Origin of the sequence: Cryobacterium sp. MDB2-A-1 (assembly GCF_004402675.1) — a bacterium.
Taxonomy (GTDB): Bacteria; Actinomycetota; Actinomycetes; order Actinomycetales; family Microbacteriaceae; genus Cryobacterium; species Cryobacterium glucosi.
This window is the reverse complement of sequence record NZ_SOFK01000023.1, coordinates 21286-44709: the sequence shown is the minus strand read 5'-3', so window position 1 is coordinate 44709 and position 23424 is coordinate 21286. Positions and strand designations below refer to the sequence as shown.

Sequence of the window (23424 nt, the reverse complement as noted above, 5' to 3'; positions counted from 1 at the left end):
GATAGAGCACGTGCAAACGGCTTTGGAGAAAACCCTCATCGTGATGCCTGCATTCAACGAGGAAGAATCGGTGGGCGCCGTCGTCCGTGAAGTACTCGACCAGCTGCCCGGTGCCGGGTGCCTCGTGGTTGACGATGGCTCGTCAGACAACACGGCCGTTGCGGCGCGTGCGGCGGGAGCGCTGGTGGCCGTTCTGCCGATCAACCTGGGCGTGGGTGGGGCGATGCGACTGGGATTTCGCTACGCCCTCGAACATGGCTACTCGAACGTCGTCCAAATCGATTCCGATGGCCAGCACGATCCGGGCACCGTACCGGCGATGCTCGCCGGTCTCGCAGACGCGGATCTGGTCATCGGCGCCCGATTCGCCGGGGCAGGAGAGTATGTGGCGTCCGGTCCCAGACGGTGGGCGATGATCGTTCTCTCGTCACTCTTGAGCAGAATATCCGGGACCAGGCTCACCGACACCACGTCCGGCCTGAGAGCCAGTGGCCCCCGAGCGGTCATGCTCTTTTCGAAGCACTATCCGGCCGAGTACCTCGGCGACACGGTCGAGTCTCTCGTCATTGCCGTTCGTGGAGGGTGTCGTGTCATGCAGGTTCCCGCATCCATGCGCGTGCGATCCGGCGGAACGCCCTCGCATGGCGCCGGCAAGTCGGCGGTCTATCTCGGCAGGGCGATGATCGCACTGTTGTTCGCCCTCCTGAGACCCCCACTGGGCCGACGCGCCGAGGGCGGCACAGCATGACCCTGACGAGCTATGTGCTCGGGATAGCCGCCGCGCTCCTGACACTGGTCATCGTCGTCGAACTGCTCCGCCGAGGACGCCTGCGCGAGAGGCATGCCGTCTGGTGGATGGTCGCCGGCATTGCCGCGCTCCTGGCCAGCATCTTCCCGGTCACGCTCGAGTGGACCGCGCAGCTCCTCGGTATTCAGGTTCCGACGAACCTCGTTTTCTTCGTGAGCATCGCGATCCTCTTCCTCGTCTGCCTTCAGCACAGTTCCGAGCTGACCCGCATGGAGGGGCGGGCGAGAAGTCTCGCGGAATCCATCGCCCTGCTCGAACTGCGGCTGCGCGACGTCGAAGGAGAGGTGCCCGAACGGCAGCCTCCACCCCGCTGACGACCCAAAGTGGTGCTCCGCCGCGACTACGGGGCTTTCCACGGGGCGTCTAGACTGGTCGAGTTGTCCAAACGGGGCAGGGGGAGGACGGTCACACCATGTCGGCTGGCACTGTACTGATTACGGGAGGAGCGGGCTTCATCGGCTCGCGACTCTCACATTCGCTCATCAACCATTTTGACGAGGTCGTCATCGTGGACAACTTCAGTCCGCAGGTGCACAACGGCCGCCGGCACTCCGAGGACCTCCATCCCGCCGCGGTTGTCATCGAAGGCGATGTGACCGAGGTCGAGACGTGGAACCGCGTCCTCGACCGTACCCACCCTCGCGTCGTCGTGCATCTGGCCGCCGAGACGGGCACAGCCCAGTCCTATGACGAAGCCACGCTCCACAGCATGACCAACGTGGTCGGGACGACCCGCATGCTGGACGCCCTCGGTGCGTCCGGAGCGCTGCCCGAGGAGATCGTGCTCGCCAGCAGCCGTGCCGTGTACGGGGAAGGATCCCTCCGCAACGCCGACGGCATCGTCGTGCCCGCGGAACCGCGGACCACAGCAGACCTCACCCAGGGAATCTGGGCTGCGGCGGGCTCCGAACCTGTTGCCATGGACGCGCGCTTCACGCAGACACGCCCGGTCAGTATCTACGGTGCCACCAAGGTCGCGCAGGAGCTCCTGCTCAGGGCATGGTGCACCCCGCGCGATGTTGCTCTCGGAATCGTCCGGCTTCAGAACGTCTACGGTGCGGGCCAGTCGCCGACGAATTCGTACACGGGAATTCTCCCGCTGTTCTGCGGCGTCGCCAGAAGCGGTGAGAGCATTCCGGTCTACGAGGACGGCGAGATCCTGCGTGACTTCGTTCACGTCAGCGACGTCGTTGAAAGCATCCGCCTGGCGATCGTTCACGGACGCAGCGGACTCTGGGACATCGGATCCGGAGTCCCGGCGACGATCGGCCAGGTCGCCACGATGATCGCGGACAGGTATTCCGCGCCGGCCCCCACGGTCACCGGCCAGTACCGTCCGGGCGATGTCCGCGCCGCGTTTGCGGACAATTCCGCTGCGACTGCGGACCTCGGCTGGTCGCCGCGAGTCTCCCTTGATGAAGGGCTGACCGAACTCATCTCCTGGCTGGAAGACATCCGTGCCTGAGTACGCTGAACAGTCCGTCACCGTTCAGTGCGTCCTCTACAACAACGACGTCGGCGCCATCGAACGGGCACTCGAAAGTCTCAACCGCTGCGCTGAACTGGCCGTCCCCGAGGGAGCCGTCTGGCCTATGCAGGTGGCCTACGGGGATGCGTCCCCGCGTCCCCTGCTCGACACCGACGTCCTTGAGGCCTGGGCCGAGAGGTTTCCCTCCCTCCGAATCCGCTACGAATGGTTCGGCAGGAATACCGGTTCCGCTCTCGGGCACAATCTCATTGCCGAGCATCTGGACACGGACCTCGTCCTCATCATGAACCCGGATGTCGTGCTCGCCCCCCGTGCCCTCGGGTTCCTGATCCGTTCCCTGGACGACCCGCTCGTGGGCATGGCCGAGGCGAAACAGCTCCCCATCGAACACCCCAAGGACTACGACCCGGTGACCGGGGAGACGATGTGGGCTACCACGGCCTGCGCGCTGATCCCGCGCGATCTCTTCGTCGAACTCGGCGGCTTCGACAGCGACACCTTCTTCATGTACTGCGATGATGTGGACTTCTCGTGGCGTGTTCGTCTAGCCGGCCGGCTGGTCGTCTTCCAGCCCGCCGCGACGGTGTTCCATGACAAGCGCCTCGGCGACGACGGACAGTGGCAGCCCACCTCGGCCGAGCAGTATTACTCGGCTGAGGCAGGGCTCCTCCTGGCGCACAAGTGGTCTCGCGATGACCTCGTCGAGAAGATAGCCGGCTACTTCCGCTCTTCCAAGGACGAGACACTGCTTCGCGCGGTCGCCGAGTATGAGCGGCGGCGTCTTGCCGGTTTACTCGCCCCCCAGGTGGATTCCGACCATGTCGTCGGAGTGTTCACTCCGACGAACGAATACGCGAAGCACAGGTACCTTCTATGAGCGGCAACCCGTATGACAACGCCTATGCGGTGGACAACGTCTATGGGCACACGATCGCACTCCTCAAGGAGTACCGGATTTCCGACGGGGACGGTGTCCACCTCGACCTCGCGGCCGGATTCGGCGTCATCGGCGAGGTCGTCCAATCGGAACTGGGCAGGCAGTACGTGGGGGTTGACCTCGATTCCGAGGGTCTCCGCTCGGCACGCGCCCGTGGCCTCGAGATGCACGCTCACGACCTGACACTGCCGGACACGTTCTCGTTCATCGAGAAGATCCTGGCCGGTCGCAGGGTGCGTTCCATCTCCATCCTGGACGGGCTCGAGCACATCGGCACCGCGAGCGGCCTTCTCGACGTCATCGCCCAGCTCTGCCGCAGCAACGACGCGCACGTCGTCGTCAGCGTGCCCAACGTCACGCACCAGGACGTGACCCACAAGCTTCTGCTCGGCGAGTGGGACTACACTGCGTCCGGTCTCCTCGACGCGACGCACATCGAATTCTTCAGCGAAAAGTCCCTCGTGGCGAAGTTGGGCGCTGCCGGACTGCACAGGGTCGGGATGCAGAACGTCGAGCTGTCGCAGAGTGACCAGCATTTCCCGTCCACCCATCCTGCGTTGCAGGACGGAACGACTCTCAACTCCTTCCTCCGCTACGTCCGTGAATCCGCCGAGTCCAATGGCCGCGTGAACCAATTCGTGTGGTCCTGCGTTGCGGGTCCCGCGCAGGCGTCTCATCTTGTCGACAGCACCGACGTCCAGGACGACCGCCCGTTCCTGACGATTCTCACGCGAACACAGGGCCGGCGCATTGCAGAGCTGCGGGAAGTGTTCAACTGTCTCGCGGGCCAGACGTCTGACGACTTCGAGGTCCTCGTCCTCGGGCACAAAGTGCTCACCGCTGAACAAATCCAGGTGGAACAAGCCATCGAGGACAATCCGCGGTGGCTCCGAGAACGGATCCGGTACGTCAAGGTCGACCACGGCGGGCGTGCGACCCCGCTGAACGTCGGAATGAAGTCTGCCCGCGGTCGCTATGTTGTCGTGCTGGATGACGACGACAATGTCTTCGCCCACTGGGTCGAGGCCTTCCTGACCAGCGAGAGAAGGAAGCCCGGTGCGCTCCTGCGCGCGGTCGCGACCATGCAATCGGTCGATCGGGTCACGGTGCGTCAGGTTCCGGGGATCCGGGCGATCGGCAGCCCCAAGTTCCCATACGCCCCGAGTTTTTCGTTCACATCGCACCTCGTGAGCAACAGCACGCCGCTTATGTCGATCGCTTTCCCGCGAGGGATTTTCGACGACCTCGGAATGACCTTCGACGAGACCATGACGACCACCGAGGACTGGGACCTGATCCTGCGCAGTGCGGCGATCGTCGGCGTGGAGGACTCCAAGAAGATCACCGCGATCTATCACTGGTGGGAGACCGAAGAGTCCTCGAGAACGGAACATGAATCCCGCGAGTGGCGACTCAACCATCTCGCCATCGACCGGAAGCTCGATGCCTTACCCATACTTCTGCCGATCGGGGAGGCCCGCGCGGTACGGGACCTCGTGACAGGACGGGCGGGGAATGGCGGCGATGAGGACCACAATTCGGCATTCCAGACCAACACGCACCTTCGGATCGGGCTGCTGCGGCGGATCGCGACCATCCTCGAATCGCGATCGTGGCGCATCCAGGCGCCCATGCGTGCCCTGTCGCAGCTCTTCGGCGGCGGACCGGCCCTCCGCATGAGCGACTGCGTCACCTACTCCACGGACGAGCTGGCATCGACGATCCAGAAGCTCGAGGCATCGCGGTCCTGGCGAACGACGTCCTGGATGAGACGGGCGCGTCGCGTCCAATAGGACCGGCGGGGTCTGCGGGGAGAGGGCACGATGACTGGCGAATCCACACCACCCTCACACGTTTCGGTTGCTTTGTGCACGTACAACGGGGCCGCATACGTCGGTGAGCAACTCGCCAGCATCCTGGGCCAGACGCTCCGGCCCGACCAGATCGTTGTTTCGGATGATGGGTCAAACGACGCGACCCTGGATGTGATCGATCGTGTCGTTCGCGAGTGGCGCAGGACGAACGCGGGGCTCGGCATCGAGCTCGTCATCATCCGGAACCCCGAACCACTGGGCGTGGCAGTGAACTTCGAGCAGGCTCTGGGCGCATGCACCGGCGACCTCCTTGCGCTGAGCGACCAGGACGATGTCTGGAAGCCGAACCGACTGGAACGGATGAAGACAGAATTCGGTCGGCGCCCCGAACTACTGCTCGTGCACACCGACGCCCGGCTCGTGGACGGCGACGGGCATCCGCTCGGCATCACCCTCCTGCAGACCCTCGGTGTGACCGACGCGGAACGGACCCTGGAACATCAGGGCCGGGCCTTCGAACTCCTCCTCCGACGCAACATCGTCACGGGGGCCACCACGATGCTGCGGCGGGAGCTCCTCGAACGCGCCCGCCCGTTTCCGGGCGCGTGGGTACACGACGAATGGCTGGCGATCGTGGCTGCGGCGACCGGGAGCATGGATCTCCTCGACGAGCAACTCGTCGACTACCGGCAGCACGGTGGCAATCAGATCGGAGTGACGACCTTGGATGCCGCGGGTCGACTCGGGCGCCTGCAGGCATCCCGCAGTGAACGAAACCAGCGCCTGCTGGAGAGGGCTGAGGTTCTCGCCCAACGCGCACCTGAACTCGCCCCACAACCTGGACCGACCGAGCTCGCACTCATTAACGACAAGCTCGATCATGAGCTGATGCGCAGTTCGTTGCCCGCAGCGTACGCGGCGCGCATCCTCCCCGTTGTTCGTGAGTGGCGTACCGGACGCTACGCCCGGTTCGGGCGTGGCGCCCAGGATGTGCTGCGCGACCTTGTGCAGCCCGTCTAGGCCCTTTCGATGGCCCTGGCACCAATCGTCTACTCTGGGTGAGGGTCGGCGCCGGGGTGCCCGTGGCCCCGATGCGGACGTATTCCGCGCAAGTGATGGAGGAACTCGCCGTGCCACAGGATCTGACGCCCGTTGTCGGGCGATCGCGGCTGCACGCCTGGCGCGACAGTTATCGGCGGTTCACCGAACCGGGCACGGACGGCCTGCCGCGCACGCGGGTCCTCCTCGCCTTCCCCGCGCTGCTCCTGATCCTGGGCAGCGTGCTCGTCGCACTCGGAATCAACGGGTCGTCCTCAGGCGTCTTCCACAGCCAGATCGCCTACGGCAGTGACTCGAGCCTGATCGCGGGCACGCCACAGCTCACCAGGTCCGATGAATGGAACGTGCAGACGGTGTGGGCGATCGCCCAGGTGCAGCAGGGGCTTCCGCTCGTGAACGAGACGTTCCCCGGCGGGATGGATGCGACGTTGCCGCAGGACCTGCCCCGGGTCGACTGGACGGTGGCCTTCCGGCCGCACCTCTGGGGATTCATGGTCATGGACGTCGACCACGCGATCGCCTTCAAATGGTGGCTCCCCGGGCTCGCACTGGCGGCCGCCGCGTACATGTTCCTCGTCACGTTGCTGCCCAGGCGGCCCGGCGTCTCCGCGATGATCGCAGTCGGATTCCTCTACAGCCCGCTCTTCCAGTGGTGGTACCTATCCACGACGCTGTGGCCGGTCGTGTGGGCACTCACCGCCATGACGGCGTTGATCCACGCGTTCTCGAGCAGCTCCCTGCGGTCCCGATGGGGCTGGGCGGCCCTCGTGGGCTACCTCACGGTGGTCATGGCGACGGGCATCTACGTGCCCTTCATCGTTCCGGCGGTACTTGTCGTGTTGTTCTTCGCGGTCGGCCTCGTGATCGAGCGTCGCCGGGAGAACCCTGGGCTGCGGGCAGTGCTCTCGCGGGTCGGACCGGTGCTCGTGGCCGGCGTTGCGGCATCCGCCGTGACGGTTCTCTGGCTCGCGACCAAACTCACGACCGTCGAGGCGTTCCTCGGCACCACGTACCCGGGCAACCGGGTGACACCGACCGGTGGCGGCAGCCTGCTGAGTTTCGCCTCGGCGATCGGATCCTCGTTCACGCAGACTCTCAATGCGCAGCGCCCAGGCCTGCTCGGAGCGAACGGCTCTGAAGCGTCGACCTTCTTCTACATCGGCATCTACCTGCTGCCCGTCGTCGGTTGGATCGTGTTCAGGCAGGCCAGGGCGAAGCGGATGCTGCCCTGGACGCTCATCGGGCTCACCGCCGTGATCCTGCTGCTGCTCGCCTACCTGTACGTGCCCGGATGGGATGCGATCGCACGGCTCCTGCTGCTCGACAAGACCAGCCAGAACCGCGTGCGGCTGGGCATGGGGCTTGCGTCCCTCGGCCTGCTCGCCTACGTGCTGCGCTACCTCGACGAACACCGGGTGCGCGCAGGCTTCTGGATCGCCGCGATCTCGGCCGGCCTCTTCGCGCTCTCCCAGGCCGCGATCGGATACGTGGCCATCCGGCACCTCCCCGGAATGCTCGAGGCCGTGCAGCTCTGGTGGCTCTGGGCGCTGCTCTCAGCGGCGGCCATCTACTTCGCCGCGCGCCGTCAGCCGAGGCTCGCCGCGACCGCGTTCCTGATCGTGACGATCGCCGGCTCTGGCCTGACCAACCCGATCTACAGCGGGGTGCTCGATCTGCGCGAGACGGCGGTGTCCAGGGCCGTCGTCGCCCTCGACGCTTCGGCGCCGAAGACCTGGGTCGGTATCGGCGGCGGACTCACGACTGCGGTGCTGCTGGAGTCCGGCGTGCGTGCGGAGAACGGCTTCCAGGGTGCACCCTCCCGCGCAATGTGGGGCGTCATCGACCCGGCGAACCAGTACGCCTTCCAGTGGAACCGACTCGCCGGCGTGAGCTGGGTCGCGAGCCCCGGGGAGCCCGTGGTCTCCAATCCCGCTGAGGACCAGATCCGGGTCACCTTCGACGCCTGCTCCGCGTTCGCACAGGCGAACGTGGGCTACGTGCTCGCAGACGATCACCGTCTTGACTCGACCTGCCTGAAGCCCGTGCAGGCTTTCGAGCTGCCGAAGGCGACCCTGGAGATCTACCAGGTCGTCCCGCGCTAGAAACACGCCGCCCGGCTCTCGCCGGCACCTACCGGCGTTCGGCCGGCTCTGCGAGGCTCAGGCCGAGGGCGTGCCTGGCCAGAATGCGGATGCCGGCCGTCTGACGAGCGGAGACGGCCTCGGGCAGGCGCGTGAGGGCATTGATCCGCGAGGAGATGTGCCAGCGGGCCGTGCGGGCCGCCCGAGGCCAGCCGTGCTCCTCGAACTCGGCCGCGAGTGCCCGGAAGAAGCGCTGCTCCTCGACGAACCTGCTGCCCTCCGCCGCCCGCCACGACGAGACGCTCGAGGCATGGCGGCGATACTCGAAGACGACCTCGTCGTCGAGCAGCAGGCTGCCGCCCTGGAACGCCACGTCGAGGGCGAGGCCGAGGTCCTGGATGACCGAGAGGTTCGGCCGGAACCCCACCGCGGCAACGGCCGAGCGGCGCCAGGCGATCGCGGGGAAGTTCATCCAGTTGCCCCTCGTCACGCTCACGGCGAGCTTCTCGCCGCCCAGCTCGATGGTGCCGCGCACGTGCGGGCGGTAGAGCGCCTTCATCCGGTCGACGAGCGGCCGGTAGACCCGGCCGTCGCCGTCGATGACCCGGGTGCCCGGGTGGATGAAGTCCGCGGTCGGATGCGCCTGGCCGAGCGCCTTGACCCGGGCGACATAGCCGGGCAGCATCACGTCGTCGCAGCCGAAGATGGTCAGCCACTCGTTCACGGCCAGGTCGATCGAGGCCTGGAAGTTCACGTTGATGCCCGCGTTCACCGGGTTGCGCCGGTAGACGATCCGCGGATCTGCGAGGCCGACGAGCCACTCGCCGGCCGTGACGTCGGGATAGCAGTCGTCGATGACGACGAGACGCCAGTCGGGATCCGTCTGCGCGAGGACGCTCTCCACGGCGATGCGGAAATGGTCGACGCGGCCGTAGAACGGCATCATGATGTCGAGTGTCACGCGGTTCTCCCTCGCGGCATCCGGTTTCGGAACCGCTGCTTCCGTGTTCGCCGAGTAGCATTCACAGGTGAAACCATCTTCGCTCATGTCCCAGGCAGCCATCTCCACCGGTGGTGTCCTCGCTCAGGGACTGGCCCGTTTTGCCTACACGGTGCTGATCGGCCGCGTGATGGGGCCGGAGGATCTGGCTCACGTTTCGGCCTGGATCGCCCTGGCCCTGATCCTCTCGCTGCTCTGGCCGACCGGGGCGGGAAACGCGGCAGCGCACTTCCTCGCGCACGAGCGTGCACTCGGCCATTCTCCTGTTCCCGCCCTCCGCCTGATCCAGCGCTCGTTCTGGATCTCCTGCGCCGGAATGCTGTTGATCGGGCTTCCTGTCGCCATGATCGCGCTCGGGGCGGACATCGGCGACACCATCGCGATCGGGGTGCTGATCGTGACGTGGTCCGGCTATGTCCTCGCGCGGGGGATCGAGGTCGGCCTCGGCCGGATCACGTCTGCGGCAATCTGGGACGTGATCTCCTCGGCGACGACGATCGGGCTCCTCACGATCGTCCTGGTGACACGCCTTCCCGGGGCGCTCCTCTGGCCGATCGCGATCGGCTACGCCGTCTTCGCGCTGCACTCGCTCCGTGGCGCACACCTCGGCCACGACGAGCTCCGGCAGGAGAGCGGGCTGGAGCCGGCGCGCATCCTGAAGTTCATCTCCTGGAATTCCCTCGGATTGCTCGCCTCGAACGGGCTGATCCAGTTCGCGATGGTGTTTGTATTCATCGTCGAGCCACCGCTCACGGCCGGGTTGTTCGCCGCGGCGATGTCGCTCGCCACCCCCGCGTCGATGCTCAGCCAGGCCATCACCCAGGTGCTCATCCCGCGCTTCACCGAGTGGGTGGCGGCCGATCGGGTCGCCTCGCGGCGTCGGTACCTGATGGTGTTCGGAGTGATGTTCCTCGGCCTCGGCGCCGTCTTCGGAGCTGTCGCCCTCGCCAGCCCGATCGTCGTCGACGTCGTCTTCCACGCGACCTACCGGGAAGCCGCACCGATCATGGCCTTCCTCCTGATCGGCGTCTTCGCCTTCTCGATCTCCCTGGTCGCCACGGCATACCTGCTGACGACGGGGCGCACCCGGGTTGCGACGGCCGCCTCGGTCGTCGGCCTGGTCGTTGGCCTGATCGTTATGGTCGCGGGCACGCCGGTCCTGACCGGGTCGTGGGCGGCCGTGGCCGGAGTCATCTCCGGGTATACCGTGACCGCAGTGTGGGTCATCGCCGCATCGTTCGGGCGCGTGCAGGCGGATGCCCCGCGCGGCATCCGTGTTCCACTCGTCTAGGGTGAAGGATTAGCTGTAACCGCCGTCCCGAAGGAAATGATGTCCGACACGTCTGTCGCCGAGCTCGAACTGTCCATCGTCATGCCGTGCCTGAATGAGGCCGAGACGCTGGCGATCTGCATCGACAAAGCCCAGGGCTACCTGGCGCGGTCGGGAGTCCGCGGCGAAGTCGTCATCGCCGACAACGGCAGCACCGACGGATCCCAGCAGATCGCGATCGAGCACGGCGCCCGCGTCGTCGACGTCGCGGCCAAGGGCTACGGCAACGCCCTGATGGGCGGCATCGAAGCCGCCAAAGGCACCTATGTGATCATGGGTGACGCCGACGACAGCTACGACTTCAGCTCCCTCGACCAGTTCGTCGAACGGCTCAGGGCCGGCGACGAACTCGTGATGGGCAATCGGTTCCGCGGCGGCATCGAGCCCGGCGCCATGCCGCCCCTGCACAAATATCTCGGCAATCCCGTGCTCTCGACCATCGGGCGGATGCTGTTCCGCTCGGAGATCCGCGACTTCCACTGCGGCCTGCGCGGCTTCAACCGGCAGTCGATCCTCGACCTCGGCCTGATCACGACCGGCATGGAATTCGCCAGCGAGATCGTCGTCAAGTCGACCCTCGACGGCCTCCGGGTGAGCGAAGTACCCACGACGCTCAAGAAGGACGGCCGCAGCCGTCCGCCGCACCTCCGCAGCTGGCACGACGGCTGGCGCCACCTCCGGTTCCTGCTCCTTTTCAACCCGCGCTGGCTGTTCCTGATCCCCGGTTCCGTCGCGTTCGCCCTCGGAATCCTCGGCTCCATCCTGCTCACCTTCGGACCGGTGCAGATCGGCACCGTGGGCCTCGACGTGTCCAGCCAGGTCTATCTCGCAGCGCTCGCCGTCGTGGGCTACCAGGCGATGCTCTTTGCGCTGCTGACGAAGCTCTACGCGCAACACGAGGGTTTCCACCTGCCGCGCAGCCGGGCCTTCGAACGGTTCGCCCAGCGGGCGAGCCTCGAAAGCGGCGTGATCGTCGGCCTGATCCTCTTCGTGATCGGCTTCGCCGTTGCCATCCTCCAGCTGAGCGTCTGGGCCGCCTCCGGATTCGGCGCCCAGGACCCCGTCGACACGATGCGGCTCGCGGTTCCCGCCGCCCTGTTCATGATGCTCGGGTTCCAGACCGCGATGTCGGGGATGTTCCTCGGGATCCTGTCCATCGACATCCGTCGCCCGCGCTAGCGACAGCTCTACTCGGCCCCGTCGTCGGTCTCGGGCGGGCGGGGCCTGGGCTGCAGCCCGCTGCGCCAGCTCTTGCCCTGCGCGGCCGTGAGGGCGCAGATCAGGAGCAGCAGCCAGCCGGCCTCCACGAGAACAGTGCTCTCCGCGAGGCTCGTGACGATCAGCACCACGAGGATGAGCGGCGCCCACGCGTAGATGAGGGTGCGCTTGTTGGAGGCGAGCACCCAGGACCGCCAGAAGGCGAGCACGACGAGGACCAGGAAGCTCAGGAAGCCGATCAGGCCGAGCTGGAAGTACACATCGAGGAACGCGTTCAGTCCGGTCTCGTAGTGTCGGCGGATGCTGAAATCGAGCCACCCGTACGGGGTCGCGGTCCCCGGCCACAGGCCCGACCAGCCCCAGCCCTCGAGCGGGTGCAGCCCCACGAGGCGCCACATCTCCCGCCACAGGGTCGCGCGCACGCCGAATTCGCTGCGGGCGTTGAGCGCTTCGACAATGGCCCCGCGGGTGAGGAACGCGACGACCCCGGCGACGACGGTCACGCCGAGGAGGGCGAACTGCAGCAGCCGACGGCGCGGCTGGGGGGTGTTGCGCAGCCAGGTCAGGGCGAGACCGGCGAGACCGACGAAGACCGCGACGATGAAGATGACCGGAGACCCGGTGAGCAGGAGGCAGGCGGTTGCCCCGATCAGCGAGACGATCGCCACCCCGCGCCGCACCGACCGGGTCCGCAGCTCGATGACGAAGGTGACACCCGCGATGAGGGCAGCGAACCCGAGCGCGTTGCGGGAGCCGAAGATGCCCTGGATCGGACCGAGCTCGTCAAGATGCCCCTGGATGTCGAGGAACCGGATCGGCGCGTCGAGCAGCAGTCCGGCGACGATCTCGAGTGCGACGGAGGTCGCGAGCAGCACCCGGAGCACGTCCCCTGTCGCCCGCACGATCTGGATCATGGTGCGCGCGAGCACGATGTAGAGCGCGAGGAAGGCGAAGGCGAGCTGGTAGATGAGCCCGATCGCCGTCGCGAACGGGTACCCGGTCCAGAGCAAGGACAGTGCGCACCAGCCGAGGAATACCAGGATCGAGATCGGCAGCAGCCCGTGCCATTCGATCTGTTTCCTGCGGGCGACGAGGGAGAACGCGGCGAGCACGACGAGTCCGCCGAGCACGCCGATCAGGCCGGGCCAGCCGACCAGCCCGCGCAGGAAGACCGAGCCGAACGCTGTCGCGATCGTCGCCTGGGTCAGCGCCGTGGCGAAGTGCGGGCCCCGGAAGAGCCGCATGAGTGCCCTCGGTAGTTCGGGGGAGTGCGCGCGGGAGTTCATGGGCTTCCTAGGCTACCCGCCGGCATCCGCCCCGCCCGGTCTGGCGTGTTTCGCAGTCACACGGATGCCTAGGGCATCGGCCGGTTCAAGGCCTGCTGTCTCTTGGTGGTGACGCTGACGAGCACGAGGAGAACCCAGCCGTATTCGATGAGCAGCCGGCTCTCTGCGACACTCTGGGCGATGAGCGCGGCCATCAGGAGCAGCGGGAGCAGGGCGGAGACGGTGTACGGGGCGGTGTCGGAGACGGTCGTGCGCGGCCGGTCGACCGCGAGGAACCAGGACCGCCAGAGTGCGCCGGCGACGATCGCGACGAAGGCGATGAGGCCGATCACCCCGACCTGGAACCAGACGTCGAGCCAGGCGTTGTGCGCCTGCAGGTAGACGACGCCCTTGCGGTTCGCGAGGCCCGCGAAGGGTTCGGCCCACGGCACCCAGTAACTGACCCAGCCCCAGCCGAATGCCGGCCGCTGCACGGCGAGGCCGGTGACGCTCGCCCAGATGTCGAGGCGGCCGGTGAGGTCCTCGCTTTTACCGAAGAGGCTGAGCAGCCACGGCGACAGGGTTGCCACCGCGACCCCGCCGGCGACGATGAGGCCTGTGGCGGCGACATAGACGGGACGGCGGCGCTGCGGGCCGCGGCGGCGGGTCCAGAGGGCGAAGATCAGCACGATCGCGACGGAGCCGGCGGCGAGGGTCACGGTCGCAGAGCGGGTCAGCACCAGCACGACCGCGGCGGCGGCGAGCCAGGCGATGCCCCAGCCGCGCCGGACTGTGCGGGCGGCGAGCTGTACCGCGAAGACGATGACCGCGAGGAGAGCGACGAAACCGAGCAGGTTGCGGTTGGCGACGATGCCCTCGATCGGGCCGCCGTGGAAGAGCAGGCCGCGGGACCAGTAGAACGCGTCCGGGATCTTCTCGCCGGGGTAGGACACCCAGAGCGGGAGCACCCGCTGCCGCACGAAGGCGCCGACGATCACTTCGAAGAGCAGCGACAGGGCGATCACCCAGCGGAGCGCCGCGGCCAGGGTGCGGAGCAGTTCGGCCCAGCTGAGCACGAGGGCGAGGAAGAGCGCGGCGATCGTCGTGGCCCAGAGCACGGCGACGCCGATGGCCGAGGCGCCCGGGTAGAAGGACCAGGCGATGGACAGCGTCGGGATCACGAGGAAGACGCCGATCGAGCGCGGGAACTTCGACCAGACCCAGTCCGGCTTCAGGCGCACGAGCAACACCACGCTGCCGACGAGAACCACGACCGCGATGGCGCCGAAGCCCCACCAGCCGAGCAGGTTGCGCCAGAATTGACCGGCGAGGGCCGTGAAGAACACGAGCGTCGCAAAGGACCGGACGACGAAACGGCTCTGTACGGCGGGCATGAGTCCTAGAGTACTGCCGGGGTTCCCGCCCGGCTGCTGTCGAGCACACAGCCACCCAGACATTTTTATACCCATGGGGGTATAGTTCAGCCATGAAGATTCTTATTGTGGGCGGAGTGGCGGGCGGCATGTCCGCTGCGACGCGGATGCGCCGGCTCGACGAAGCGGCAGAAATCATCGTATTCGAGCGCGGGCACTACGTGTCCTTCGCGAACTGCGGGCTGCCCTACTACGTGGGCGGCCTCATCGAAGACCGGTCGGCGCTGCTCCTGCAGACGCCCGAGTCACTCGCGAGTCGTTTCCGCCTCGACGTGCGCATCGACCACGAGGTCACCGGCATCGACCGTGCGGCCCGGACGGTCAGCGTTCGGGACACGGTGACGGGGACCGTCACGACCGAAGGCTATGACCGTCTGGTGCTCGCGGCCGGGGCGACGACCCGCAGCGTGCTCCCTGCCGGGTCGGACCTGCCGGTGCACACCCTGCGCACGGTCGACGACGTCGACCAGATCACCGCGCTCCTCACGCGCGCGTCCGGGCCGGGCTCCGCCGAAACTGGCCCCGCCGCCACGGTCGCCGCCGTCGTGATCGGCGCCGGCTTCATCGGCCTCGAAGCTGTCGAGAACCTCGTCCTGCGCGGCGTGCAGGTCACGGCCGTCGAATTCGCCGGCCAGGTGCTCGGGCCGCTCGACCCTGAGATGGCGGCCCCGGTTGCCGCGGTGCTGAAAGCGCACGGCGTGGACGTGCGGGTGGACACCTCGGTGCGGGGCGCATCCGCCGGGCGCGTGCTGTTCAGCGACGGAACGGATGTCGCGGCCGACCTGATCATCGAGGCGACCGGAGTGCTCCCGGACACCTCGCTCGCCGCTGCGGCCGGCCTGCGGATCGGCGAGAGCGGTGCGATCTGGGTGGACGACACCCAGCGGACGAGCGACCCGCTCATCTATGCCGTCGGCGACGGCGCCGAGAAGATCGATGCGATCAGCGGCGGGCCGACCCGGATCGCGATGGCCGGGCTCGCCAACCGGCACGGCCGCGCCGCCGCGGACAGCATTGCCGACAGCGCAGCCGGCGCTTCCGGGGTCGCCGTCGCCGCGGAGCCGGCCTTCGGCGTCGCGATCGTCGGCGTCTTCGGCACGACCGTCGCCATGGTCGGCTGGAGTGAACGGCGCCTGCTGGCCTCCGGCCGGGGGCACCGGGTCGTGCACACCCACCCGAGCGACCACGCCGGTTACTACCCGGGGGCCGAGCAGATGTCGGTCAAGCTCCTGGTTGATGCCGCGACGGACGCGATCCTCGGCGCCCAGATCGTGGGCGGTCACGGGGTCGACAAGCGGATCGACGTGATCGCGACGGCGATGGCCGGCGGGCTGACGGCATCCGCTCTCAGTCGGCTGGAGCTCGCCTATGCGCCGCAGTACGGCTCGGCGAAGGACCCGATCAACCAGCTCGGCTACGTTGCGGACAACCTCGCGGCCGGCACCACCCGCAGCCTGCAGTGGCACGAACTGGCCGCGGCGCTCGCCGCGGGCGAGGCGTTGGTCGATGTGCGCACGGCGGGCGAGTTCGCGGCCAAGAGTATCCCGGGGGCGATCAATGTGCCGCTCGACGAGCTCCGCGACCGGTTCGGCGACCTGCCGGCCGGGCCGCTCGTGGTGCACTGCCAGGTCGGGCAGCGCGGGCACACCGCCGCGCGGCTGCTCAGCCAGCTCGGCCGTGAGGTGCGTAACCTCGATGGAGGCTACAAAACCTGGGCGGCGGGGGCCGCGGCGCTCGCCGCGTCGCCCCGCGCCGCGGTCGCTCCTGCTCCTCCTGTTTCCCCCGTAGTTCCCACTCTCTCTACCGAAAGGATCGTCGCATGAAGGAAATCACTGTCGCGGAACTCGCCGCGCTCGACCACCCCGCCATCGTCGACGTGCGCGAACAGTCCGAATACGACACTGTCCACGCCGAGGGAGTGCGGTTGATCCCGCTCGGCGAGCTCGTGCAGCGCGTAGACGAGGTGCCGCGCACGGGCCCCGTCTACGTGGTGTGCCACCTCGGCGGGCGCAGCGCCCAGGCGACCGGCTTCCTCGCGGCGCAGGGCATCGACGCGATCAACGTCGTCGGCGGCATGGACGCGTGGCAGCGCGCCGGGCTGCCCGTTTCCGGAAAGGCCTGAGATGACTACTGAAACTGTCGCCGTAGCGGATGCCGCCGTTCAGCCCACCGCTGTGCAGGGGGCCGCGCACGCCGCGAACCAGAAGAAGATCCTGAACCGGTTGCGCCGGGCCCAGGGCCAGCTCGGCGCGGTGATCGCCGCGGTCGAATCCGGCGGTAGCTGCAAGGACGTCGTGACCCAGCTTGCCGCGGTGTCGAGCGCCCTCGACAAGGCGGGCTTCGTGATCGTGTCCACCGCGATGCGCGACTGCATCGACAACCCGGACACCCCGAACGCGCTCACGGTCGACGAGCTTGAGAAACTCTTCCTCACCCTCGCCTGACCCCGCGCGCCCGCCCCTGACCACGGGTCAGGGGCGGGCGGGGCATCAGCGCCGGGTCAGGTGCGTGACCGTGAAGCCGCCGGGGGCGACCGTGACGGATGCGCGAGCCGGGTTCCCCCGCTCATCCGCGTGGGCGACGGGCCGGCCAGCGGCATCGTAAGCGGCCTGCTCCAGCCGGAACCCGCGCGGCACGAGCACGGGCCGCACGCTGGACTCCCGCGCGGCGCTCACGTACAGCGTCGAATCGCCGGCCGGTCCGGTCACCGTGACCGTGGACACGAGCGGCTGCAGCAGCAACGCGTCGATCGCCGCCGCCCCGCTCGACGTGCCGGTCACAGCGGTCGAGCCGGCCGGCAGCGTGCGGGACAGTGAGAGCGGCAGCAGGCGGCCGGGGGCATCCGTGATTCCCTGCGCCCCCGCGCCACCGTTCGCCGTGCTGCCGAGCGCTGCCCGGGCGGATGCCCAGCTCGTGTTCCCTGAGCGGGCTTCGGTCTGGTTCACGATCGGGTAGACGTTGCGGGCCTGGTCGTTCGCCGGGACGGGGACGCTGAGCGACCCGCCCTTCGTCAGGCTCACGTATGCGCCGCCGGAGAGGTTGGCCTCGCCGGTCCACGCCGATGCGGGGGTGACGACCGAGCCGCCGGTGATCGTGCCGGACTCGGCTTCGACGACGCTGAGTCCTGCGGTTGCGACGGTCTTCTCGATTCCGAGCGCCTTGGCCCTGAGCTCGGGGTTCGCGTCGAGGGTGAGCATGGTCAGCAGGGTGTGGATCGTGGATTCGGCGCCCGAGTTCGGGTTGACCCGGCCGTCGCGCTCGATGCCGTCGATCGCGGTGCCTGTCGCCGGGTTGTATGCCGGGAGGCCGCTGCGGTTGGCGCCGAAGAACCAGCCGGCGTAGATCGCGGCGACGTCGAGCAGGCCGGGCGCGTTCGCGGCCTTCGCGGTCGCGACGAGGCCTTCGACCCGGGAGTCGACGCCGTAGGCGATCTGCGCCTCGCCGGGGGTCGGGCTCCACGCGTTGTCCGCGCCGCCCGCGGCGAGAAGCTGCGGGGTGAACTGGGCGGAGTCGGCGACGGCGGCTTTCAGCAGGTCGGGTCGGCCGAGCACGGTCCCGGCCGTCGCGACGGCGGCAGGGGCCAGGCCGCCCCAGGCATGCCAGAGCGACTGCGACTTGTTCCACGGCAGGATCGCGCCGAACGGCCACTGGGTGAGCGAACCGGAGGACATCGCGGCGACGCCCTCGGTCAGCCGGGTCAGCGCGGTGCGCACAACGCTGTCGCCGGGGTCGGCCGCGCTGAAGGCGGCGAGGCCGATGGCGGCCTCTGCCGAGGCATCCGCCCCGCCGGCGATGAGCCAGGCCGGGACCTTCACGCCGTCGGCGACGTCGAAGGTGCCGTACCGGGCGAGGGACTGCCGGTTGAGCGCGTCGAGGCTGAGGTGCAGCCGGTCCTGGAGGAACGCGGCGAAGGCGGGGTCTCCGCCGGCGCCGGTACCTGAGAAGGCCGCGTAGCCCTCGCCGAGGGCCCAGAGGGTGCGGGCGACCCAGTACGACTCCGCGGAGTCGCTCGGGTCCGGCAGTTCCTTGGGCGTCGCGCTCGGGGTCAGCGTGCCGTCGGCTTGCTGCCAGAGTACGACGTTGCCGGCGTTCGGGCCGGACGCGGTCTGGAGGTAGGTCAGGGCGCGCAGGGTCTGCACCGCGTGGTCGCGGCTCGAGGCGTCGCCGGTGAGCTTCCAGTGCCGCAGGTAGACGACCGCGGTGCGGGCGATGTCGTCGGCGTTGTATGCGCCCTGGCTCCAGTGGCCGGTGCCTGCGTCGAGGGAGCCGCCGCCGATGCGGGTGTAGCTCCCGTCCGCGTTGCGGTTGGCGTAGGTCCATGGCGCCTGCGCGGTCGGCTGCTCGGCGAGGCGGTAGGTCGTGTGCTCCGCGGTCTGCGTGAGCGGAACCGCGTCGAGCAGGAAGTCCAGGTGAGCGAGGTTGGTGAGCGGCTGGCCTGCGGCGGGGGCCGGTGGCGTGGTGGTGCTGCCGACCGCGGTTGCGGTGCCGCCGGCGACGGATGCGGCCGCCCGGCCGGGCTGTGCGGCCGCGGCTCCCGCACCGGCTCCCCACAGCAGCAGCGAGACCGCGCTCGCGAGGGCGACGGAGCCCAGCGCCGATCGGCGCGGGGTGAAACGGAAACCAACGGCATTGTGCGTCATGCGTGACTCTCCTTTGAGTACTGAACCGGTTCAGCACTCCCCACTAAACCGGTTAAGGTAGCGAGTGTCAAGGGGGACCGTCGCCGGGCATCCGTGGGCGCCTTGATAGTTTGGACTCAACCGAGTCGCACGAGACGTACAGGAGCAGTCATGTTTGTGGGCATCAGCAATACACCGCGGGACTACGCGTGGGGCTCGACGACCGCGATCTCGGGACTGCTCGGCACGACTCCGTCTGGCAAGCCGGAGGCCGAACTCTGGCTCGGGGCGCACCCGGGGTCGCCGTCGGTAATCGAGGATCCCTCGCGCACGGGCGGGGCCAGGACCCTCGTCGACTGGATCCTCGCGGACCCCGAGCGGGCTCTCGGCTCCGCGCTCGCGGAGCGGGAGACCGACGCAGGGTCGGTGCCTCCGCGGCTGCCGTTCCTGCTCAAGGTGCTCGCCGCCGCGAGCCCGCTCTCGCTGCAGGCGCATCCCACGAGTGAGCGGGCGCGCACCGGCTTCGCCCTCGAGAACGCCGCGGGCGTCCCCATCGATGCCTTCGACCGCAACTACCGCGATCAGTTCCACAAGCCCGAGATCATCTTCGCGCTGAGCGAGACCTTCGAGGCGCTCTGCGGTTTCCGCGAGCTCGGCGAGGTGCGGCGCATCGTGGGGGAATTGCGCGCCCTCGACGCCGCGTCGGAGAACCCGCAGCCCGGAGCCCTCGACGCCCTCGAGAGCCGGCTGCTCGGTGACACCGGCCTGCGGGACACCGTGGACTGGCTGCTGCGTGACGGGCGCGGCGGCGACACCGGCGAGGTCTCCTGGCTCGTCGAGCGCGTGGTCAGCCTCGCGAAGGACGCCGTGTACCTCGCGGAGGGCGGGGCCGCGATCCGGTTCCCGCTCGAGCTCGCGACCGTGCGCGACCTCGCCGTGGCGTACCCCGGCGACCCCGGCATCGTGATCTCCCTCCTGACCAACCGGGTCTCCCTGAAACGCGGAGAGGCCCTCTATCTGCCGGCCGGCAACATCCACGCCTACCTGCTCGGGCTCGGCATCGAACTCATGGCGGCGTCGGACAACGTGCTCCGCGGCGGGCTCACCCCCAAGCACATCGACGTCGACGAACTTCTCGACGTGCTCGCCTTCTCTCCGGTTCCGGTGCCCTACCTGGCCCCGATCGTGCACACGCCCGGCGTGTCCGAGTACCGGCCCGACGTGGACGACTTCGCGCTCGTGCACATCGAGGCCTCTGCGGCGGATGCTGCCGCTCCCGCCGCCGGGGTCCCGATGCGCCAGTTCACGCTCACGGGACCGGGAATCGCGCTCTGCACGGCCGGAGGCTTCCTCGTGGCCGGTGCAACGGCATCCGTCACCCTGAAGCGCGGCGAATCGGTCTACATCACCCCCGACGAGGGCACCCTCACCTTCGCGGGCGCCGGAGACGTCTTCCTCGCCACAACCCCCTAGTCCCCGCTCGCCGGTCTTTGCTCGGCGCGAGGAGCCCGGCGGTCAGCCGGCGCGGCGGGCCCCGAAGGTGCGCCGGTACGCGGTCGGGGTGGTCTGCAGCACCTTGAGGAAGTGGTGCCGCATCACGGCGGCCCCGCCGAACCCGGTGTCGCCGGCGATCTCCTCGAGGCTCCGCGTGCTCTCCTCGAGCAACTGCTGCGCCCGCAGCAGGCGCTGCCGGTTGAGCCACGCCGTCGGCGTCGTGCCGAGCTCCGCGCGGAAGCGCCGGGCGAAGGTGCGCGGCGACATCAGCGAGCGCCGGGCGAGCTCCTCGACGGGCAGCTCGCGGTCGAGGTTCTCGAGCATCCACGCGGTCACGCTCGCGAACGAGTCGCTGTCGCAGTCGACGACGGGTGCCTCGATGAACTGGCACTGGCCGCCGTCGCGCTGAGGCGGCACGACCATCCGCCTGGCGATGTTGTTGGCGACGGATGCCCCGAGCACCTTCCGCACGATGTGCAGGCACGCGTCGATGCCGGCCGCAGTACCGGCCCCGGTCACCACGCGGCGGTCCTCGACGAAGAGCACGTCGGGGTCGACCCGGGTCTGGGGGAATCGGCGCGCGAGGGCATCCGTGTACATCCAGTGCGTGGTGCTGCGCCGGCCGTCGAGGATGCCCGCCTCGCCGAGCACGAACGCGCCGCTGCAGACGCTCAGCACCCAGGCGCCCCGGGCCTCGGCGTCGCGCACGGCCTGCAGCACGGCGGGATGCACCGGTGTGCCCTTGTCGAATGCGGGAATCGCGAGCAGGTCGGCGTCGGCCGCCGCGGAGAGGTCTTCCGTCACGATGATGTCGAAGCCGAGCTTGGTGCGGATCGGCCCGGGCTCGGCGGCCGTCACGTGGAAGTCGAAGACGGGACCGCCGGTGTCGCTCCTGTCGATGCCGAAGACCTCGCAGATCACGCCGAACTCGAACGGCGCCATGTCGGGCAGGGCGATGCAGACGACCTTGTTGAGCGAGGCAGGGGCGAGCGCGGCGGGCATGCGAACCTCCGGTAACGGCATTGGCAGGAAATGGTCGAACACTGGCAAGACTGCCACTCGCGGCAGGATATCGCAATGCCTAGAGTTCCTGCCATGATGACATTCCTGGTCCTGGTTCTCGCCCTCCTCACCCTCTGGAGCGCCGTCGCGACGTTCAGCACGGTGACCCGCGACGGCTACGGCGACCCGCAGATCGCCCGGCGCACCCACGGCCCCGACGACGACTGGCCCTGACCCACACGCGCTACTTCCGCTGCTTCGCGCCTGGCACGCCTGGCGCGAAGCGGCGCAGGGGGCGCGCAGCGCCGGAATCGGCCCGAACGCTAGGCTGGCAGCACCGGCATCGCTAGGTTGCCGAGCGATCCTGCGAGGGTAAACATGGCGTGGCTTGTCACCGGCGGAGCCGGCTATATCGGATCCCACATCGTCCGCGCGTTCCTCGCCGAGGGCATCGACGTCGTCGTGGTCGACGACCTCTCGAGCGGCCACGCCGAATTCGTCCCTGAGTCCGTGCCGTTCGTTCACGGCGACCTGCTCGACGGCCCCCTTCTCCTCAACACCTTCTCCGATCACCCGATCACGGGCGTCGTGCACGTCGCCGGTTTCAAGTACGCCGGGGTCTCGGTGCAGCGCCCGCTGCACACCTATGAGCAGAACGTCACGGCCATGGCCACCCTCCTCGCTGCAATGCAGGAAGCCGACGTGAAGCGGATGGTGTTCTCCTCGAGCGCGGCCGTCTACGGCACCCCGACGACCTCGCTCGTCACCGAGGAGACCCCGAAGAGCCCGGAGTCCCCGTACGGCGAGACCAAGCTCATCGGCGAGTGGCTGCTCCGCGACCAGGCCGTCGCGGCCGGACTCAGCTACACCGCGCTCCGCTACTTCAACGTTGTCGGCTCCGGTGCCCGCGAGCTCCGCGACACGAGCCCGCACAACCTGTTCCCGATCATCTTCGACGCGCTCCTCGCCGGCCGCACGCCGCGGATCAACGGCAACGACTACGCGACCCCCGACGGCACCTGCGTGCGCGACTACATCCACGTCGCCGACCTCGCCGTCTCGCACGTCGCGGCCGCCCGACTCCTCGACGCCGGCACTGCGATCGAACCCGTCTACAACCTCGGCAGCGGCGACGGCGTCTCCGTCGGCGAGATCATGACGACGGTCGCCCGCGTGACCGGCATCGACTTCACGCCCGACATCGGTCCCCGCCGGGCCGGCGACCCCGACCGCATCGTCACGAGCGGCGCGCTCGCGGCACGCGACCTCGACTGGAAGATGCGGCACAGCCTCGAAGAAATGGTGCGCAGCGCCTGGGAATCGCGGCAGGCGGCATCCGTTTCATAGGGCTCTGGACGCATATTCGTCAAGCCCCCGGCGAGGTCACATTTTCTGTCTTTGGGCGAGTCGAAACTCTCCAGCCGACATTGAGGGTTTATTATCGGCGACTTGACGTGGGGGAATTACACGGCTGTAATTAGTGCGGACGAGTTATTAGGGCACGTATTGCAAGGGGTGGGAGACGATATGACGCAAGCCGAGTATCGTTCCGGAGTACCCGAGGACTGGTTCGTCGATCCCGTTCGCTTGGGCATTCCCGGAATTCGCAAGGACAGCACCGGACACACCCTTCCCGACGAAGGCGACGCCCTCGCCTGGCAGGCGGATTCGCTGTGCGCCCAGACCGACCCCGAGGCGTTCTTCCCCGAAAAGGGCGGCTCCACCCGGGACGCGAAGAAGATCTGCACCTCGTGCGAGGTGCGCACCCAGTGCCTGCAGTACGCGCTCGCCAACGACGAACGCTTCGGCATCTGGGGCGGTCTCTCCGAACGCGAGCGGCGCAAACTGCGCAAGCGCGCCAGCTGACGCCGTTCC

21 protein-coding genes are annotated in these 23424 nt (G+C 68.3%); 16 read left to right on the top strand and 5 right to left on the bottom strand.

Annotation, left to right across the window (positions count from 1 at the left end; genetic code table 11):
• The first annotated feature begins 43 nt into the window (after positions 1–43).
• The 7 genes from E3O39_RS07295 (at position 44) to E3O39_RS07265 (ending at position 8209) form a co-directional block, all read left to right on the top strand.
• A complete protein-coding gene (locus E3O39_RS07295; RefSeq protein WP_166787368.1) occupies positions 44–748 on the top strand; it encodes a glycosyltransferase family 2 protein in 705 nt (234 codons plus the stop codon).
• Positions 745–1122, top strand: coding sequence for a DUF2304 domain-containing protein (locus E3O39_RS07290; protein WP_134449047.1), 378 nt, complete (start codon positions 745–747; stop codon positions 1120–1122). The genes E3O39_RS07295 and E3O39_RS07290 overlap by 4 nt, the downstream gene beginning before the upstream one ends.
• Before the next feature lie 98 nt (positions 1123–1220).
• Complete coding sequence (locus E3O39_RS07285; RefSeq protein ID WP_134449046.1) at positions 1221–2273, top strand: NAD(P)-dependent oxidoreductase; 1053 nt, start codon at positions 1221–1223, stop codon at positions 2271–2273.
• Positions 2266–3174, top strand: a complete 909-nt coding sequence (locus E3O39_RS07280; protein ID WP_134449045.1) for a glycosyltransferase family 2 protein — start codon at positions 2266–2268, stop codon at positions 3172–3174. The genes E3O39_RS07285 and E3O39_RS07280 overlap by 8 nt, the downstream gene beginning before the upstream one ends.
• A complete protein-coding gene (locus E3O39_RS07275) occupies positions 3171–5027 on the top strand; it encodes a methyltransferase domain-containing protein (protein WP_134449044.1) in 1857 nt (618 codons plus the stop codon). Before E3O39_RS07280 ends, E3O39_RS07275 begins: the two co-directional genes overlap by 4 nt.
• A gap of 30 nt (positions 5028–5057) precedes the next feature.
• Positions 5058–6068 carry a glycosyltransferase family 2 protein gene (locus E3O39_RS07270; RefSeq protein ID WP_134449043.1) on the top strand — a complete coding sequence of 337 codons (1011 nt, stop codon included), beginning with the start codon at positions 5058–5060 and terminating at the stop codon, positions 6066–6068.
• 110 nt (positions 6069–6178) lie between these two features.
• Positions 6179–8209, top strand: a complete 2031-nt coding sequence (locus tag E3O39_RS07265) for a hypothetical protein (protein ID WP_134449042.1) — start codon at positions 6179–6181, stop codon at positions 8207–8209.
• A 28-nt stretch (positions 8210–8237) separates the two neighbouring features.
• Here the strand turns inward: E3O39_RS07265 and E3O39_RS07260 are convergent, their stop codons facing one another.
• Positions 8238–9149, bottom strand: a complete 912-nt coding sequence (locus tag E3O39_RS07260; RefSeq protein ID WP_134449041.1) for a glycosyltransferase — start codon at positions 9147–9149, stop codon at positions 8238–8240.
• Between the two features lie 67 nt (positions 9150–9216).
• Between E3O39_RS07260 and E3O39_RS07255 the strand changes: the two genes are divergently transcribed.
• Together E3O39_RS07255 and E3O39_RS07250 are read left to right on the top strand one after the other, a co-directional pair.
• Positions 9217–10479 carry a lipopolysaccharide biosynthesis protein gene (locus E3O39_RS07255; RefSeq protein WP_134449040.1) on the top strand — a complete coding sequence of 421 codons (1263 nt, stop codon included), beginning with the start codon at positions 9217–9219 and terminating at the stop codon, positions 10477–10479.
• 39 nt (positions 10480–10518) lie between these two features.
• The gene (locus tag E3O39_RS07250) at positions 10519–11697 is read left to right on the top strand and encodes a glycosyltransferase family 2 protein (protein ID WP_241985000.1); all 1179 of its coding nucleotides are present in this window, start codon (positions 10519–10521) and stop codon (positions 11695–11697) included.
• 8 nt (positions 11698–11705) lie between these two features.
• Here E3O39_RS07250 and E3O39_RS07245 read toward each other — a convergent pair whose 3' ends face one another.
• Both E3O39_RS07245 and E3O39_RS07240 read right to left on the bottom strand, forming a co-directional pair.
• Positions 11706–13022 (bottom strand): O-antigen ligase, encoded by a 1317-nt coding sequence (locus E3O39_RS07245; RefSeq protein ID WP_134449038.1) that lies wholly within the window; start codon positions 13020–13022, stop codon positions 11706–11708.
• Positions 13023–13090: 68 nt separating this feature from the next.
• A complete protein-coding gene (locus E3O39_RS07240) occupies positions 13091–14395 on the bottom strand; it encodes an O-antigen ligase (protein WP_166787367.1) in 1305 nt (434 codons plus the stop codon).
• A 92-nt stretch (positions 14396–14487) separates the two neighbouring features.
• Between E3O39_RS07240 and E3O39_RS07235 the strand changes: the two genes are divergently transcribed.
• Genes E3O39_RS07235 through E3O39_RS07225 form a run of 3 tightly spaced genes read left to right on the top strand, consistent with a single transcriptional unit; the run spans position 14488 to position 16878 of the window.
• Positions 14488–16257 carry an FAD-dependent oxidoreductase gene (locus E3O39_RS07235; protein ID WP_134449036.1) on the top strand — a complete coding sequence of 590 codons (1770 nt, stop codon included), beginning with the start codon at positions 14488–14490 and terminating at the stop codon, positions 16255–16257.
• Entirely contained in the window at positions 16254–16556 is a 303-nt protein-coding gene (locus E3O39_RS07230; RefSeq protein WP_134449035.1) for a rhodanese-like domain-containing protein, read from the top strand. Before E3O39_RS07235 ends, E3O39_RS07230 begins: the two co-directional genes overlap by 4 nt.
• A 1-nt stretch (position 16557) precedes the next feature.
• Positions 16558–16878: a metal-sensitive transcriptional regulator gene (locus tag E3O39_RS07225; RefSeq protein WP_134449034.1), complete on the top strand. Its 321-nt coding sequence runs from the start codon at positions 16558–16560 to the stop codon at positions 16876–16878.
• Positions 16879–16923: 45 nt separating this feature from the next.
• Here the strand turns inward: E3O39_RS07225 and E3O39_RS07220 are convergent, their stop codons facing one another.
• Positions 16924–19074, bottom strand: coding sequence for a hypothetical protein (locus tag E3O39_RS07220; RefSeq protein WP_134449033.1), 2151 nt, complete (start codon positions 19072–19074; stop codon positions 16924–16926).
• 150 nt (positions 19075–19224) lie between these two features.
• Between E3O39_RS07220 and manA the strand changes: the two genes are divergently transcribed.
• Positions 19225–20526 (top strand): mannose-6-phosphate isomerase, class I, encoded by a 1302-nt coding sequence (manA, locus tag E3O39_RS07215; RefSeq protein WP_134449032.1) that lies wholly within the window; start codon positions 19225–19227, stop codon positions 20524–20526.
• A 42-nt stretch (positions 20527–20568) separates the two neighbouring features.
• On the opposite strand, the gene E3O39_RS07210 is transcribed toward manA, so the two are convergent.
• On the bottom strand, positions 20569–21549 hold the full coding sequence (locus E3O39_RS07210) for a GlxA family transcriptional regulator (protein WP_134449031.1): 981 nt from the start codon (positions 21547–21549) through the stop codon (positions 20569–20571).
• Positions 21550–21642: 93 nt separating this feature from the next.
• Between E3O39_RS07210 and E3O39_RS18940 the strand changes: the two genes are divergently transcribed.
• From E3O39_RS18940 to E3O39_RS07200, 3 genes are all read left to right on the top strand, one after another.
• A complete protein-coding gene (locus E3O39_RS18940; RefSeq protein WP_166787366.1) occupies positions 21643–21783 on the top strand; it encodes a hypothetical protein in 141 nt (46 codons plus the stop codon).
• A gap of 144 nt (positions 21784–21927) precedes the next feature.
• Positions 21928–22896 carry a UDP-glucose 4-epimerase GalE gene (gene galE, locus E3O39_RS07205; protein WP_134449030.1) on the top strand — a complete coding sequence of 323 codons (969 nt, stop codon included), beginning with the start codon at positions 21928–21930 and terminating at the stop codon, positions 22894–22896.
• 180 nt (positions 22897–23076) lie between these two features.
• Positions 23077–23415 (top strand): WhiB family transcriptional regulator, encoded by a 339-nt coding sequence (locus E3O39_RS07200; RefSeq protein WP_134449029.1) that lies wholly within the window; start codon positions 23077–23079, stop codon positions 23413–23415.
• The last annotated feature ends 9 nt before the right edge of the window (positions 23416–23424 follow it).

Bases quoted from the DNA above. Each gene is read 5' to 3' on its own strand.
- manA (WP_134449032.1), top strand. From the start codon at position 19,225: ATGTTTGTGGGCATCAGCAATACACCGCGGGACTACGCGTGGGGCTCG.
- E3O39_RS07290 (WP_134449047.1), top strand. From the start codon at position 745: ATGACCCTGACGAGCTATGTGCTCGGGATAGCCGCCGCGCTCCTGACA.
- E3O39_RS07235 (WP_134449036.1), top strand. From the start codon at position 14,488: ATGAAGATTCTTATTGTGGGCGGAGTGGCGGGCGGCATGTCCGCTGCG.
- E3O39_RS07220 (WP_134449033.1), bottom strand. From the start codon at position 19,074: ATGACGCACAATGCCGTTGGTTTCCGTTTCACCCCGCGCCGATCGGCG.
- E3O39_RS07270 (WP_134449043.1), top strand. From the start codon at position 5,058: ATGACTGGCGAATCCACACCACCCTCACACGTTTCGGTTGCTTTGTGC.
- E3O39_RS07250 (WP_241985000.1), top strand. From the start codon at position 10,519: ATGTCCGACACGTCTGTCGCCGAGCTCGAACTGTCCATCGTCATGCCG.
- E3O39_RS07285 (WP_134449046.1), top strand. From the start codon at position 1,221: ATGTCGGCTGGCACTGTACTGATTACGGGAGGAGCGGGCTTCATCGGC.
- E3O39_RS07245 (WP_134449038.1), bottom strand. From the start codon at position 13,022: ATGAACTCCCGCGCGCACTCCCCCGAACTACCGAGGGCACTCATGCGG.
- E3O39_RS07225 (WP_134449034.1), top strand. From the start codon at position 16,558: ATGACTACTGAAACTGTCGCCGTAGCGGATGCCGCCGTTCAGCCCACC.
- galE (WP_134449030.1), top strand. From the start codon at position 21,928: ATGGCGTGGCTTGTCACCGGCGGAGCCGGCTATATCGGATCCCACATC.
- E3O39_RS07230 (WP_134449035.1), top strand. From the start codon at position 16,254: ATGAAGGAAATCACTGTCGCGGAACTCGCCGCGCTCGACCACCCCGCC.
- E3O39_RS07295 (WP_166787368.1), top strand. From the start codon at position 44: ATGCCTGCATTCAACGAGGAAGAATCGGTGGGCGCCGTCGTCCGTGAA.
- E3O39_RS07210 (WP_134449031.1), bottom strand. From the start codon at position 21,549: ATGCCCGCCGCGCTCGCCCCTGCCTCGCTCAACAAGGTCGTCTGCATC.
- E3O39_RS07240 (WP_166787367.1), bottom strand. From the start codon at position 14,395: ATGCCCGCCGTACAGAGCCGTTTCGTCGTCCGGTCCTTTGCGACGCTC.
- E3O39_RS07200 (WP_134449029.1), top strand. From the start codon at position 23,077: ATGACGCAAGCCGAGTATCGTTCCGGAGTACCCGAGGACTGGTTCGTC.
- E3O39_RS07275 (WP_134449044.1), top strand. From the start codon at position 3,171: ATGAGCGGCAACCCGTATGACAACGCCTATGCGGTGGACAACGTCTAT.
- E3O39_RS18940 (WP_166787366.1), top strand. From the start codon at position 21,643: ATGATGACATTCCTGGTCCTGGTTCTCGCCCTCCTCACCCTCTGGAGC.